This is a genomic window from Streptomyces sp. NBC_01476 (assembly GCF_036227265.1).
Taxonomy (GTDB): domain Bacteria; phylum Actinomycetota; class Actinomycetes; order Streptomycetales; family Streptomycetaceae; genus Actinacidiphila.
This window is the reverse complement of record NZ_CP109446.1, coordinates 7,022,063-7,038,630: the sequence shown is the minus strand read 5'-3', so window position 1 is coordinate 7,038,630 and position 16,568 is coordinate 7,022,063. Positions and strand designations below refer to the sequence as shown.

General features: G+C 71.2%; 1 protein-coding gene (cut by a window edge). It reads right to left on the bottom strand.

The features are described from left to right. Positions 1 to 16,568, bottom strand: partial view of a lonely Cys domain-containing protein gene (locus OG552_RS30580; protein ID WP_329138395.1) — the 5' portion only. It extends 21,853 nt beyond the left edge of the window; the window shows 16,568 of its 38,421 coding nt (coding positions 1-16,568); its start codon is at positions 16,566 to 16,568; its stop codon lies beyond the left edge, outside the window.

Sequence of the window (16,568 nt, the reverse complement as noted above, 5' to 3'; positions counted from 1 at the left end):
TCCCCGACCTGCAGTTCCTTGCGGGGGAGAAGCGCCCGCACAGCCTTGTCCCACCGGGCCTTGACGCTGTCAGCTGCCGGCGCCACCGCACCCGCCACCGGCCGCACCGCGGCCACCCGCGCCCGCGGACGGATCGGCCGGGGCGCGGCCACCGCTCCGTTGCTCGCGTACTGCGGCGCCAGTGCGTCGGCGAACCGGTCCAGGCCCAGCTGGACCCCGAGTCCGTCGGCCGCTTTCTGGAGCAGCAACGGCAACGCCTCGGCGAACGGCAGAGCTTCCCCGATCCGCCGCATCTGATCCGTCAGCACATCCCACGTCAGCAGCGACCGGTCACCGTCAGCGATCCGACGCCGGTCCAACGCCGCGAAACCACGCAGCAACGCCTCGAACGCAAGGTCGTCGTCCTCCAGATACGGCCCGAACACCAGCCGCGCCGCCCGCACCCACCGCAGCACCCGCTCAGGCTCGGCAGGACCCTCACCACCGGCCACCAACCCGCCCCACCACTCCAACCCCACCTCGTCGGGCTCAGGCCGGAACCCCACAAACCCCACATCCGGCTGATCCACATCAGCGACCCCCAGCAACAACCGCGCCGGCTTCCCCCCCGCCGCGGGCACCACCTTCAGCCGGCCGGCATCACCGGCCGACCACACCCACCGCCCCCAACCGTCCGCCAACCGCTGCCCCGGAAGCCCCAGCTCCAACGGATCCGCCACACCCCGAACCGCGACATCCGCACCCACCACCACCACCGGCACATCCGCCGCATGAACATCCAGCAACGGACCACCGAAATACCCGGCAACCCCGTCGTAATCGAACCGCAGCGCACTGCCGTCAACCAGCGTCAGCTCCGCCGACTCCCCATCACCACCAAAACCAGCGAAGACCACCCCGTCCTCACCGAACGGCAGATCACGCAACACCCCCTCGCCGGCAGTACGCCCGCCACGCCCGGTAGCCCCGTACTTCTCATAGCTGAACTGCCGTACCCCGTCCGCCAGGAAACGGAAGTCCGACTCGGACTGCGACTCCTCCGCCGGCGGCAGCGAGAAACGGCCCACCAACTTCTCACCGTCACGGCTCGGATACGTCGCCGTACGGATCCGCCCCTCACCCACGGACGTGCCGTTCAGCGCCCTCAGCACCCGCTCCTCCGAGCCGGCACCGACCGGTTCGGGCGACGTCAACGCCCACAACGCCAACGGATACCCCTCCACCAACGCCGGTCCGACCTTCCCGGCCGCGGTAGACGGGGTGAGTACCTGGCCGTTGGTGGACCACACCCCCCTGCCCAGGATGTTCGCCACCGTCTTCGGCCCCTGGGCCCCCGACAGCCCCGCACCGCTCACCATCAGCAACACGTCGTCACCATCACGCAGCGACCGGTCACGCTGGAGAACCCCCGCGAACTCCTCCCAGGAAACCCACACCTCACCCGGATCATCGGTCCTGGTGATCGGCGCCATGGTCAGCTTGACGAGCCCGTCAGACCGCACCTCCGCCGCCACCGGGAAGACCGACTCCGGACGCCACGGCGCCCGCCCGCCGTACACCTTGGGCCCCACCACGTGACCGCTCGCATTCACGGTGCGCTGCGCGGTCAGGTCGAGATCGAACCGCCTGCGCGGGAGACCGGTCCAGTTACGGCCCCCGCCAGGGCGCGCGAGAGGACCCATCGCAGTGTGGTCGCCGTGCACACCCAGAACATCGACCAGGTGATGCACCTTCAGATCCAGCAGGCTCCCTGCCCGGAGCTCCCTGATCGCACCCGCCACGAACCTGAGCAGCACCCGCATCAGGACCGGGGAATCCTCACCCAGATGCAGCACCTCACGGGCAGCCGCCTGCAAATCCTCACGATCATCACTCCCGACCAACCCCTCCCAACGCACACCCGCAGCCGTCAGAGATTCGAACGACTCCCCAGCCCTCAGATCCCCGCGCTTGAAAGCCCCCCGCACAGCGCTTTCCCACCGCGCCTGAACACCCTCAGCCACAGCCGAAGACGCCCCTTCACCGGGCGCCCCGCCGCCCAGTCGCGGCAGGTTGTCCAGCGACACCCCGGCCAGCCGAAGCGTGACGTACTCGACCTGGTTCGTCATCAGGCGCGGCATCGAGCCTTGCAGATGCGTCGACAACTCCTGGAGCAGCCGCGCCACTTCTGCCGCGCTCACCGGGTGGCCGTTCCACCTCGGGTGCCGCTGCCAAGCACGGTTCACCGCGGGCGCCAGATCCGGATCCCAGCCCGGTCCCTCGCCCTCCCGCACCTGCTCTTCGGCAGAAGCCGGACCGGCCGACTGGATGACGTCCGTCACGGTGGAAGCGGTCCCCTGGCGGCTGAGGACGTTGGCCGGCGTCGCGGCAGGGCCGTAGAACGGGATCCGGTACGCCTCCGCGGCCTGGTGCCCGTCCTGCGGCACGGCGTACAGACCCCTCTCCGGATCCGCCGACAGCGTGTACACCGGCGCGGACCCCAGAACCCGCGCGACCTGATCCAGATTGTCGACCGACCCGACCCAGCCGTCGACGCCCCGCAACAACCCGCCCGTACCCAACTGGACGAAGTCCGTGCCCCAGCGCACCCAGCCCGTCGACGGATGCTCCGTGCCGTCCGGAAGCCTGACCGAACCCCCGTTGCTCACCTCGTACAACGGCCGGGAACCCGACGCACCCGGGCCCCACACGCCAAACCACCGCTGCTCCGCGGCGCGCTTGCCCTCGACCGCCGGCACCTCACCCACGGGCACCGTCGCGAGAACACCCGCACCAGGCCCCGACAGCGTCACCGCACTGCCCAGCACCCCCGGCGACAACGGCGCACCACCGGGCAGACCACCGGGCACCGCCCGGGCCCCACCGGGCACAGCCCGGGCCGGACGACTCGGGACGGCGAACTCACGCGGATCGGTGACCCCTATGGTCACCTGCCCCGGTGAGCGGGACTCGTTGGGGTCCGGCGTGCGCGTGTCGTAGCCGACCTGGATCATGAACGACGCCGGAGTGACCGCGCCCTCCGTCACGCCCGGCTGGCGCTCGGCCAGAATCCGCCCCAGCTCGTCCACCAGTTGGGCATGCAGGTCCTCCGTGAATGCCCTGATCTCGGCCTCGGCGGCGGCCCGCGCCTGCCGCGTCGCCGACGACGCATGGGACATGATCGCCCGGACCGACCTGTTCCGCCGATGAGTACTGCCTTCGACGTTGACCAGACCGGTCACGGTGATCCCCGGCAGCGGAACACCCTCCCGCGCGTTCCACATACCGACCTTGGCCACGGACTCGGCCAGCTGCTTGACCAACCTCGTGTTGAGCTGCTCGTTGTCCGCCCCGAAAGAGAAGATCCCCGGCTTCTTGGGAAGGCTGTGGCCCACCTTCACCGGAACCGTCAACGGGTTGTACTGCGCCGCCATCTCGGGCGAGAGGAGCTTGGCATGGACGTCGTGCACCGTCTCACCGGGGCGTTGCGCGTACATCGAGAAGTGCCAGGCGTTCTTCCCCAGAAGCCCGACGTTGAGCTTCCGGATCTTCGTCGTGACGGCACGCATGGCGGCCTTCTCCGACCTCACAGCCGCCGCGTGCTCCTCGGTGCCGGGCTCCAGCCCGGGCCGTGAAAGCGCCGACTTGGCCTGGCGCGCCACCTGCAGTGCCTTCCCCAGTTCGGCGACCTGCTGGGCCTGGGGAGCGCCGAGCCGCTTCTTCGCCTCCTTTTCCAGCGCCTCCTGCTCCTGCCGGGAAAGTGCCGGATTGGCCTGGCGCGCCCTCTGCACCTCCGCCGACGCCTCGGCCGTGATCTCCGCGAGCCGGGCCTGAACATGCGACTCCAGTGCCGTCAGACGCGGCTCCGACAGCAGGAGCAGATTCAACTCCGCGGCATCCGAGACCAGTTGGTCCTGCTCCGCCTTCCGCGAATGGTTCTCCAGCGTCATCTGGCTCCGGCCGTCCTCACTCTCGAGGACCACCGTTGCGTAGTGGAGGGCGCGCCGGCCGGGGCGTTGCTGCTCCTGAGGCTTGGCGTAGTTGACGGGATCCCCGTTGACGGTGCTGATCGTCTGGACGAGATACGCGTCACCGATCTCGGCCTTGGCGTACTCGTTCACCCCGGCCAGGAACGCCGCCTCCGACAGCAGGTCACGACGCGGATTGTCCGGCACATCGAGCGCCAGGGCGCTGCCGTACTCCTTTCCTGGCTTCGACAGACCGAGCATGCCGCCATGGATATCGGCCTTGGCCACCTGCGCCGCGGCCCATGTCGGACCCACCTCCGACAGCGGAATCGTGCCGTCCGCGACCTGCGCCAGCGCCCCGGCGAGCTGATGCATGCCGGTGACCTCAAACTGGTCCCCTCCGAACACCGGGGTGACGGCAGGCCGCCTGCCGCCCTCGTCGGGGAACACCACGTGTGTAGCGGGGGACCGGCCGGCCAGCCAACTGGCCAGCTCGCGGCTGTCGTCGGACTCGGGCCTGTTGCCGACGTCGGTGATGGTGAAGTGCGGGACCACCTGGAACAGGGGCGCGCTGGAGCCCGTGCCATGGCCGAGGACGAGCGACACATTCTCGTCGGCTGTCAGACGGACGGTGTTGCCGCCCGCCAGGAGCTTGGCGTTCGCCTTCTCGATGGCCCGCTTCGTCGCGTAGACCTGCTGGGTTCCACCGTTCGCCTGGATCGCGATCGTACGGTCGTCGGAGACCCGCAGTTCGGGCCGCTCCTCGCCGAAGGTGGAGCGCAGCTCCAGCTTCGGCAGGAACAGTCCCTCCCCACGGTCGCCCCCCTCACGATGGATCACCATGTCGTACTCCGGGCTTACCGACGTGAACAGCGGCGCCCGCTGCGCACGGAGGTCCAGAACGACGTAGTCCCTGGTCAGCTCCGGGCGCGCCCGCCGGTCGGCGAACGGATCGTCGTACTCCGGGGGGTACTCCGCAAGCTCCGGCTCCGCTACGGGTTCCTGGGGTGAAGGCTGCTCAGAATAGAGCGGCAGACCTTCGTCCCCGAAGATGAGCCGATCCACCAGCCGACGGATGACGGCCTCATTGACCGCAATCGGGTCCGCGTCCGGCCCGTACCGGTGTGCGAACCAATCTCGTATTTCGTCCGCCTGGGCCCCGTCGGCTTCGTTCCCGGCGCCGCCCGAAGCCACCGGGCGGGCCTCCGCAGCAGCCGCAGCACTCGCGGCCGACGGGCCGGCCGACGACGGACCCGCCGCGGACGGCTCCGGCTGCGAACCTTCCGATCCACTGTCGCCGTACCGCTCCATCGTCAGGTACTGGTCGAGCACCGATCCATTGCTGCCGTCCGCTGCCTCGCTGTCCGAGACAGGCGCCTCCTCCGGCAGCGCCTCGCTGCCCGCACTGCCTGCCTCGCTGTACTCGCTGTACTCGCTGTACTCGCTGTCGGAGTACTCGGGCAGGTGCACGTCCTGAACGGTGCGGATCCGACCCGAAGGCCGCGCTTGCTGTGCCTGGGCCCCGCTGCGTACGACGGCATTCGTTTCGCCGTCCGACGACTCACCGTCCGACGACTCGGCATCCAATGCCGCCAGGTCGGCGAGGCTGGGCGCCCCGCCGCGCATCCTGACCGGGCTCGGCGACTCACCGTCCGACGACTCACCACTTGACGACTCGGCGTCCGACGACTCGGCGTCCGACGACTCGGCGTCGGCGTCCGACGACCCCGCGGCATACTTCTCGAGCAGCTCGTCGTATGCCGTCTGGACCGTTTCCCTGTCCGCCTCGGTCGGATCGTCAAGGCGAACCGCTTCCGGGTACAAGGCGGCTACGCGTGACACCAGAGTCTCGTGGTACTCCTTCGCCTCCTCTGCCGTGACATGCCGCTTACCGTAGGAGCGCACTTCCAGCGGAATCACCGGGATGATCCGGTGATCATTCGTATCGAATCCTCGGAACGCGTTCATGCCGAACAGTTCGTCCATGCGGACCTGTCGGGGATATCCGGAGAGGAGCCCTGCGCCAAGGAAGTCTTCGAGAGTCCTGTTCCTGTCACCTGGCTTTTTGGCCAGCTTCACATCCCCCAAGGTAAATTCATCCGGGTCGGCACCTTCATGACGCGCAGCAAAATTCTCTGCAAAATCAGGAATCTGAGCGAGGAACATCTCGATGATGATTTCGTTGATCATTCGCCCGTCAGCGCGCAGATATTCTTTCGCCTTGTCCGGGAGGCTCGAGAGAAGCAGCCCGGGATCAAGCCGCGACAAGACAGCAGCATGGGATTTCTCCAGGTGCCCAAAAGCTTCGGCAGTTATTTTCGCAGCAATGTGCTGGTAGAGCAGAGTCGCGTGGCCGCGCAACTGCTGCACGGCCAGGTCCGGGAACCCTTCGACCAGATTCTCCGCGCTCCTGAGGTCATCGGCGACAACCCCGGCAACATTCCAACTGATGAAGCGGGCCGCGATTTTGTCGCCAAAGGTCAAGGCATCAAGCAGATGGGAGCGCGTGGCGGTTCCAGAAGTGTCATAGTCACGCCACGTGTTGGCGGCGACGTGCTTCAAGAACGGATGCATGACGGCCAGCGGCACGCCGATATTGTGATGGACGTGAGATCCAGGGTTGTCCCCGATCGGTCGAGGCCCGATCAGAGCACCCTTGCCCAATTCTGTGATCGTCCATCCATCCTCTTCCCTCAGTACTTCCTCGAGCGGAATGTGCGGACTGCTTCCGGCAGCACCCTTAATCTTTTCGAGCGCGCTCTCGAATTTGGCGTGCAAAAGATACGTGGCGGAACCAGTGGTATCACGGTGCTCGCCCGGAAGGTTTGCCATCAGGCCCGGTATGAACTCCGGAATCACCATCTCCACCGAGGCTTCCGGCTCCCCGCCCGCAGCTATCGCATCTTCTTCGTTCCGGTAGTACTCGCCATTGGGACCGAGATAGAATTCCTTTACTTCGATGACCACCTCGGCACCGTCCGGGCCCTTGGCCAGCGGTCGCCCATGCGGAATCTCGGTGCCTGCGAGCTTCATGGGGAAGGTGTATTCCGATTCGAAGCTGCTTCCCCTGCCGTCCAGCTTGAGCGGCTTCGCCTCCTCACCGAGCACGTCGTTGATGTGGGCCTGGGCGATGACCGCACCGATGCGCTTGGTCGGATCCCGCCACGGCATGATGTGGCCGCTCTTGAGCAGGTCGTCGTACAGCTTCTGCTGCCGCTTCGGCGACACGCGTTCGCCCTTCCACCCCTGTGTCTTCAGCTCCCCGGCCACGAAAGCAGCGAGGTCGGCCTCCTCCTGCTGCGAGAGCTTCGGGGGCTTCGGGCGCTTCGGGGAGGGCGCGGGGCGAGGTGTCGCGGGGGCCGGGGTCGGGGCCGCGGCCGGGCCGCCTTCGTACCCCGCGATCCCAGGGGCGGCCTCAGGGCCGAAGCTCCACACGATGGGGGTGTCAGGAGGCGTCGGTGGGGGGGTCAGCTCCGCTCCGTGCATGGCGAGCGAGCCCTCAAGGCTGGGACTCAGCAGGAAGTCCCTCTTACCCGGCTGGGCCTGTATCCAGCCCGTACCGGGCTCGGTGTGCAGGGTCAACATGCCCTGCCCGGTGGCTTGCGGCACACCGGCGATGACGTCGCTGTCGGAGACCTGCACCGCGTCGGCGTACGGGCCGATCACCTTCGCGTCGGGCGAGCCCAGTGCTTCCGCGACCTGCCCGGCGAACGATCCCAGCCCGGCCCACAGGCCGCTGCGGCCCGCCTGCCCGGCCATCAGCACCACAGGCACGGGAGACTGCGGGCTCCATTCCGTGAACCGACGGATCCAGTTCGCGACGGAGTCCGCCCTGCGCCACTGACCGTCCAGGTAGAAGCGGTTGTCGCTGACGCGGTACATGCCGGGGACCAGGACGGCGCCCTCAGCCCCGGGCACCTGACCCGAGGCGACGTTCCCGGACGGGAACTCGTCGAGCCGCGGGAACCGCGGGCCGGGCGGGAGCCCGACGGGGGTGTCGTCGCCGGTGGAGGTCCCTGTGGTCCCGGGAGCGCCGGTGGCCGCCATACCGGCGACCGCCGGAGTACCGATGACCGCGGGGATGCCGGTGGCCGCAGGGGTACCGGCGGTCGCGGGGATGCCGGTTGCCGCGGGTGTACCGGCCGGCTCGACGTCGTCCGGTCGCCCGGAGCCGGGTCGGCCCGGCCCGTTGACAGCCGTGGAGCCGCTCGTACCGTCGTCGCCCGGGGAGGGCGGAGTGCCATCGGCCGCTACCGGCGAGGTCGTCGTCTCGGTCGTCGATCCGGTCGTCGACCCCTCGTTGTTCTGCTGGAGCCGCGCCCCCTCGGGCCGGCCCCCGCCGGAGGAACCGTCGCCCGTCCGGGCCGGTGTCCCGGTCGGATCGGCCGTGACCGTCTCCGTGGCCGAGCCTTCGGACTGCGCGCGCTGCGCCAGCCCTCCGACCGACCCCAGCGGGACGGAGCCGTTGCCCGAACGGCCCGGTCCGGACGAAGTCCCGGTGTCCGCCGCCGCATCGGCCGCGTCGGTCACATCGGCCAGCGTCACGACGCGGCCAACCCCGGTGGGGGGTACCGCCACCGAGGGCTTCGTCCGCGTGCTCTGGTCGGCGGCCGTACCCTCCCGCGGCTCCTCCACGACCCCGGCGTCCGAGACGTTCCCTGCCGCCGCCGCGTCCCACTTCCTGGCCCAGACATCGGCCACGTTCTTCTGAACGTCGGACCTCGCGGGCGGCACCGTACCGTCGACCACGACAGCGGCATCCGTGGGCCGCGCGGTCGCCTGGGGCGCGGTCTCGGCCCGCTCGGCGGCGGCCAGTTTCGTCTCCGCCCGGTTCAGCGCCGCATGCGCCTGCGCCGCCGCACCCGTGGTGCGTTCGACAGCCTGTTCCGCCGCCCGCGCCGCGGCCGAGGCGGTCCGCGCCGCCTGCCCTGCCGCCCTCGTCCGGGCGGCCGACTGCTTCGCCACGTCCTGCAGAGCCGCGGCCTTCTCCTGCGCGGCCTGGGCCGCCTCGACCGCCCGCGGGTCACCGGCCCGGTCGGCTTCCCTGTGCTGCGCGTCGGCCGCCGCCTGGGCGTCCCGGGCCGCCGTTGTCTTCGCGTTCGCGTCGATCGCCGCCTGATCCGCCGTGGACCGCGCGCTGTCGGACGCGATGCGGGTGCTCGCCGCGTCGGCGACCGCCTGATGCTGGGCCCGCCCCGCCTCCACCGCGGCCTGCTCCGCGGACTTCAGGTCGACGCGCGCCTGACGGAGCGCCTCACTTTCGGTGGCCGCCTGCGCCGATCGTGTATCGGCGTTCGCCTCGTACCGGTCCGCGACTGCGGAGAGCTGATGATCCGACAGATTCGGCCGACCCGTGGCGGTCCTCGGCCCCCAGCCCTCGCCGCCCACGGTGCGAGAGGCAGCAGCGGCGTCGGCTTCCGCCATCTCGGCCGCTCTCACGGCGTTCGCGGCCTTGGCCTCGTTCTCGGCCTTGTTCTGAATCGTCTGCGCCTTCGCCGTGGTCGCGGTCGAGGTCTGGAACGCCCGCTGATCGGCGGCGGCCTTCGCCGCCACGTCCTTCTCGGCGGTGGCCACGGCGGACTCGGCGTTCTTGACGCGTTGGATCGCGGCGGCGACCTTCGGCGATTTCGCCGCTGCCGCAGCCTCGGTCTCCGCCCGGCTCTTGGCCGCGTCGGTGATCGCCTTGTCCATGGCCTCGGCGACCACCTGCCGGTCGACGGTCTCCGCCGCCTTGCCGCCGACCCGTTGACCCGTACTGGACCGGCCCGTAAGGACATTGGCGTTGACGTCCGACGCCTTCACCTCCACGCCGTCCAGCCGGTGGCCCGCGCTCGGCGCGGCCTGCTCGGTCTTGGCACCGCTGTCCGGGGCCGCGGCCTTTGCGCCGTCGATCCGCCGGCCGCCCTCGCCGAAGTTGGTCTTGTCCCCGGGCTTCGCGCCCCCGGCGGCCGGCTCCGTCTTGCCGCCCCCGGTGCTCACGCCGTCGATCCGGTGGCCCTCGCCCTGGAAATTCTCCGCGGCACCCGTAGTGCTCTTGTCCGGCTGCTCGGTACGGGTCACGGTCGAGGAACCCTGTGCGGTACGTGCCTGCGTGCTTCCCCGACCGTCGGCGGAACCCGACCCCGAACCGCCCGAGTGATCGGTACCAGGTGTCTCCGGGTCCTTCGTGAGATCGGCCAGAGTCACGACGGGCTTCGCGCGGTTGCCCGTGTTCAGCGTCGCCTGCGGCCCGGTGTCCGCGGCGGCTTGCGGGTTCCTGGCCTCCGTCTCGGCCCGGACGGCCCCGGCCAGCTTCGCGTCCGCCGCCGCCAGGACGGTCTTGGCCTCCCTGACCTTGTCCAGCGCGTCCTTCGCGGCCTCTGCACTGGTCTTTGCCAGCGCGTCGGCCGACTTCGCCTCATCCGCGGCGAGCTGCACCTTCTGGTGCGCGTCCTTCGCGGCCTCGGCCGCGGCGGTCGCCCTGCTGTCGGCTTCCCGCGCCGCCGCCTTCGCGGCGTCGTCCTGCGCCCTGCCCGCGAAGTGGACCTGGGACTTCGCGGTGGCGTCCGCCCGGGCGGCGTCGGCGGCGCGGCCCAGCGCCGCGGCTTCGGTGACCGCGTTCTCATGGGCCAGGCGCGCGCTGTCCGCCTTCGCCTGCGCGGCCGTCGCCTCCCGGAACGCCCCCCGCTCGACCGCCTGCCGCACTGTCACGTCGTCCAGAGCGTCCGACTTCGCCTTCTCCGCGCCACTCACCGCGTCGGCGGCGGACGCCACCTCGGGCGACCGCGCGGCCTGCTCGGCGTGGGCCTTGCTGATCTCGTTGTAGTCCTTCTGCAGCTGGTTCAGCTTTTTCTCCGGGAGCGGGCGACTGGCGCTCGTGGCCGGCTTGTCCTCTGCCACGAGCCCGGCGCTCTTGGCCCTGGCGGCGTCCTCGGCCCGCCCGGCCGCCGCGAGCGTCGTGTCCGCCCGCGCCGACGCGACCTTCGCATTCCGGAGATCCCGCAGCGCGTCGCCGAACGAACTCTCCGCGGCCTTGGCCGTCTTCCCGGCGTCCGTGGCGGCCTTCTCCGCCGCGGTCGCCGCCTTCCCGGCCTCCGCCGCCACGGCCTTCGAGGCATCCGCCTTCACCTGGGCGGCCTGCGCCGCCTCCTGGGCCTTCGCGGCCTCCTCGGTCCTCGGACCCACCTGCGGACCGGGCCGCTGGGTGTCGGCCCTCCTCGCGTCGGCCTCCGCCTGATCCCGCTCGGCGGTCTTCGCCGCGGCCCCATGCTGCTCGGCCGCCTGTTCCTGCTTGACCCGCGCGGTCTCCGCCTGCGCGCGGGCCGCGGTCGCCGCCGTCTGCGTCTGCCGTACGACCGATTCCTGCCGCCCGACCTCCGTCTCGGCCTTCACCGCGGCGTCGGTCGCCCCGCGCGTGACCTTCGCCGCCTCCGCCACCTCGGGCGACGCGGCCTCTTGGGCCGCCCGTTCGTCGGCTACCGCCTTGAGCGCGTCGGCGTGCTGCCTCCCCATGTACGCATGGGTCTCCGGCGACATCGTCCTCGGGTGCGCGACGGGCTTGGCACCGGTCGAGGTCAGAGCATCGGCTTCTGCCTGAGCCGCCGTCAGTTTCTGGTCCGCCGCGGCCAGGGCGTCCTTGGCCTCGGAGACCGCGCGCGGCGCGTCCTTGGCGACCGCTTGTGCGGCCTTGGCGGCCTCGTCGGCCTGTTTCGCCGTCGCGGCGGCCGACGCCGTCTTCTCCTGGGCCGCCTTCACCGCGGCGTCCGAAGCCGCCGCCTTCGTCTCCGCCGCCTGCTGTGCGTTGCGTGCGGCGGTCTCCGCCGGGTCGCCCAGCGCGTGCACGTCGCCTTTCGCTACGGCGTCCGCCCGGTCGGCCTTGGCGGTCGCCACCGCGTCGCTCCCGGCCTTCGCCGCCTGCTCGTGTGCGAGGCGCGCGACGTCCGCCTTCGCCTGCGCGGCCTTCGCGTCCCAGAACGCCTGCCGCTCGATCGCCTGCTTCTCCGACAGGTTCCGCACCCCGTCGGCCCGGGCACTGGCGGCGTCGCTCACCGCCTTCGCGGCGGCCGTTGTCCCGGGGGACTTCTCCGCGTGGTTCGCGGTGTCACGGGTGTCGGTGTACTGCTTCTGAACGGCCTCGCGCTGCGCGTCCGACAGCGGCCCGCTGCGGCCGGGCTCGGCCGGGGCGGCCGTGTCGGCCGTGTCGGCCGCCGCGAGCTTCGCCTCCGCCTGCGCCAGCGTGTCCCTCGCGTCCCGGACATCGGCCAGCGCGGCCCGCTGGTCCGCCTCAGCGGCTTTCGCCACGCCGTCGGCCGCCTTCGCCACCTCACCCGACGCCTGGGCCTTCTCGTGGGCCGCCTTCGCCGCGGCCTGCGACGCCTCCGCCTTCGCTCCGGCCGCGTTCGCCGCGTCCTTGGCGGCGGCGTCCTCCGCCGCACCCAGCGCATGCGTGCCGGCCGCCTTCGCGGCCGTGGCACGGTCCGCCGCGGCGGTCATCTCGGCCTTCTGCGCCGCCGCCAGATCCGCGTTGTGCGCTGCCTCCGCGTTACCGGCCTTCGCCCGCGCGACCGCCGCGTCCGTCATCGCCTGGCGCGCGGTGTTCCGGCTGTCAGCCAGCTCATCGGCCGCCCGGACCACCTGCGCCGCAGGCGTGTCCTGTGCGGTGTTGCGTGTCTGGCGGGCATGGTCGGCCCGCTGCTGGAGCGTGACCCGCTGCTGCTCGGACAGCACCGCGTGGTCGCCGTCGCCGCCCCTGCCCGCCGTCCCGGGGCCGCCGTCGGCGTCCGACCGCGCCACCACCTGCTCCGCGTGTTCGGCCCGCATCAGCTTCGCCTCCGCCTGGGCCAACGTGTGCCTGGCCTGGGTCACGTCGCCCCTGGCCTTCGCCGCGACCAGCGCGGCGGCCTTCGCGTCCGACTCGGCCTTCCGTGCCGTCTCGCCCGCCGATCGGGCCTGCTGCTGAGCCGCCTTCTCGGCCTCCGCCGAAGCGTCCGCCTTCGCCCGCGTGTCCTGCGCCGCCTTGTTGGCGGCTGCGTTCTCCGCTGTGCCCGCCCGGTGTTCGGCCGACTTCGCTGCGGCGTCGGCCCGAGCGTCATCGGCCGCCTTCACGGCGGCGCCCACGGCCGTCGCGGCGCCGTCGTGCGCCGCCCGTGCGTTGTCCGCCGCTGTCTGTGCGCGTGCCGCCTCCGAGGCGGTGGTGCGCTCGACGGCGGCCTTCGCCACCACCTGGTCCGCGGCCGTCTTCACCTCGGCCTTGGCGGCCTGTACGGCTTGCGCCGCGGACGCGGCCTCGGAGGACTTTCCGTTCGTCGCCACAGAATGGGCGGCGTCGTCCCGGGCGATCTTCACCCGATGCTCCGCGGCGGATGCCGCCGAGTCTCTGTTGTGGGTGTCGTCGGGCACGTTCCTGTGGGCGCCGTCGGGCACGTTCGCGTCGCGACCCCCGGGCCTGTCCCCGGCCGCGACACGGGCGCTCTCGTCCGTCAGATTCCGCTGGGCCGCGGACAGTTCGACGTGCTTCTGCGCCAGGTCGGCCCTGGCCTGGCCGAGGTCGGCCCTGGTCTGCTGGGCGGCCGCCTCCGCCGCCTTCGGGTCCGGCGCCTGGGGCTGTCCGGTCTTGTCCCCGGGCCTCGCCTGCGGCTGGTCCGGGTCCTTCGACCCGGGGTTCGCGGCGTCCGTCCTCGACGTCACCGAGTGGGAGACGGGCACCGGCCGGGTAGCGGCGTCGTGCGGCGCGCTGTCGGAGCCGGGCGTGAGCGGCCGGGACGGATCCACCGGGCTCGTTCCGGCGTCCGGCCGGGCCGTGGGATCGGTATTGCGGGCGCCGCCGGAGGAATGTACGTCGGAGCCCGGGTGACCGGACAGGTCCGCGCCATGCGCGGTACCGGCCGTATCGGCAGCCGTACCAGCGGACGTGGACGTCGGCCCACGCCCGTCCGTCGGCCTCACGACCGCGTCCGGCGCCACCTCGGAGCCGACCGGGTGGTCACCACGCGAAGCGGACGCCACGTCGGGACCGGTGACACGGGACGTCGTCGCACCGTGCGCGGAACCGGACACATCCGCGGGCGCGGACTCGTGCTGCTCCGCGGGCCTCGCCCCCGTCACACCATCCGGCACAGCGTGTACGTCTGCCGGCCTCGCCCCGCCCGTGCCACCCGGCACGGCGTGCTGCTCCGCGGGCCTCGAACCGCCGACGCCCTCCGGCACGACGTGTACGTCTGCCGGCCTCGAACCGGCGGTCACGTCCGGCACGGCGTGCTGCTCCGCGGGCCTCGAACCGCCGACGCCCTCCGGCACGGCGCGTACGTCCGCGGGCCTCGAACCGGCGGTCACGTCCGGCACGGCGTGCTGCTCCGCGGGCCTCGACCCGGCGGTCCCGTCAAGGACGGGGCGTTGCGAGGCGGGCGACGAGGTGGTCGGCGACGACGAGTGCATGACCGACGCGTTCGGATCCGCGATGGGCGCGGTTGTCGCCGGACGCGTGCTCGCACCCGTGGGGTCGGCGACGACCGGATGGTCCCCCGCCGTACTGCTGCCCGCACGCGCACCGGAGTCGCCGAGCGACGGCCTCGTGTCCGCGCCGGACAGGACCGTATGCGCGCCACCGACGTCACTCGGCGTCACAGGCGCCGCCGAAGAGACCTCCCTCGGCGCTGCGTTCCCCGGGTCGACAGTCGTCGGCGGCGTGCCGGAGTGAACCTCCGGCGCACCTTGACCGACCGTCACGTCGTGCGGTGCGGCGCTGGACGGCGACGGGTCCACGGAGCCGGGGGTCACGGTGTGCGGCGCCGCCGCCGGAGCAGAGGTCACCGGCGCGGCGGTGCCGTTGTCGGCGGGCCTGACATTGAGGTTGGCTCCGGGGCCGTTGATGACGCTGCCGCCGTCGCCGTGCGCCGGAGACGACAGGTCCGCCCTCGGAGCATCCCCAGCGGTGAACGCCCGGCCGCCGGCCGGCTGGCTCCCGCCATCCGTCGTGCCGGGCGGAGCCGCCTGCACGGGCCTCGCCGTTGTGCCGACTCCCGGCGCCCCCGTCTCAGCGGCGTGTCCGGTGACGGGAGCGGACCGGACCGGCTGTGCGGGTCCGTGTGCCGGATCGACGGGCGCACCCAACGGTGCCGACGTCTGAGGTGTGCTCTCAACGGGCCGCGCGTCAAGGTTGGCGCCGCCGTGAGCCCGACCCGACGACGTGCCTGCCGACTGCGGGTCCGCAGCCTCCGGCCGCACACCGCCGACCTCGGTCACCGGGGCACTGGACCTGCCCGTCACCTGCGGATCAACAGGAACCGCCCGCGCGTTACCCGGCTCCACCACCGGAGGATTCGACCGCGTCGTCACCTGCGGGTCCGTGGGCGTCCGCCGTGCGGTGCCGACCTCGCCCACGGGGGCGCTGGACCTGGTCGTCACCTGCGGGTTGGTGGTCTCCGGCCGCGGGGTGCCGACCTCGGTGACCGGGGTACCGGGCCTGCCCGTCACCTGGGGTTCGACCGTCGGTCCGCCGCGGCCGGTGTTCGTCGACAGACTCGACACGGAAGACGCCGAACTCATGTCGCCGGACCGGCTCGTGACGGGGGAGACGGGGCCCGAGTCCGTGACGTTGAGGTTGTTGTGGGTGACGTTCGCGGTGGTGAGGTTGTTCTTGCCCAGCGGGGCGACCTGCGCGGTCTCGGGCGTGATCGCGCCCGGGATCCTGCCACCGGGACGAGCGGCGCTGGAAACGCTTGAGTTGGTCGGGATATCGACCTTCGGAGCACCGACCGTCGGGACGTTGAGGCCGTTCACATCAGGGCCGCCACGGCCGGCCCCGCTCACGATGTCGGCCCCGGTCTTGATGCCCTTGACAGCGAGCAAGGTGAGCGGCGCGAGCACGGCGCCCATGGCGAGGAATTCCCCCCAGCCCTCCTTTGTCGTCGGCACAGGACTGAAGTGCTTCCAGTCGGTCGGCAGGCCCGCCCCGGCATTGCCGGCCGCCAGGCTGGCGGCACTGATCCAGGTGATGTCGGCTCCAGCCCGGACGATACCCCCCGCGATGCCCGCCATCGTCACGGCCCAGTCGGGAAGCGTTTCCGCCACGGCGGAAACCCCGCTGCCGATAAGGGTGGCCGCCTCGGTGACGAAATTGGCCACCTCGGAAACCGCGGCACCGACCGCGCCTCCGATCTCGATGAGCAGGGCGGCAATTCTCGCGATCGCAGCGACGATGGCACCGATCAGCGGACCGATGAAAGCGGCGAGAACACTGAGAACGAATCCGACGATCGTCGCGATGAAACTGGCGAGTTGCTGCTTGGCCTGGGTCGCCTCCTGCGCGTTGCGCAGCAGGGCGAAGTAATTGATGGCCTCCCCGGTGTCCCAGAACTGCACAACGACCTTGATGACCTGTCCACCGACCCCGTAGTCACCCAGGGGATCCGACCCGTTCGACTGATTCTCGAACGCAGCCGACATCGCCTGCGCGGCCGAGCCCGACCATGCTCCGTTGATCAGGCTGAACTGTGCGCGAGTCATCCCGAGCAACTGCTCGTCGAGCAGGTCGCCAAAGGCGATCAGGGAATTACCCAGTTCGATGACGGCGTTCGGATCCCAGTGGACGTCATCGTGACTGGAGGGCGCATTGGGGTCATTGGACGTGTGGTCGTTGGACAT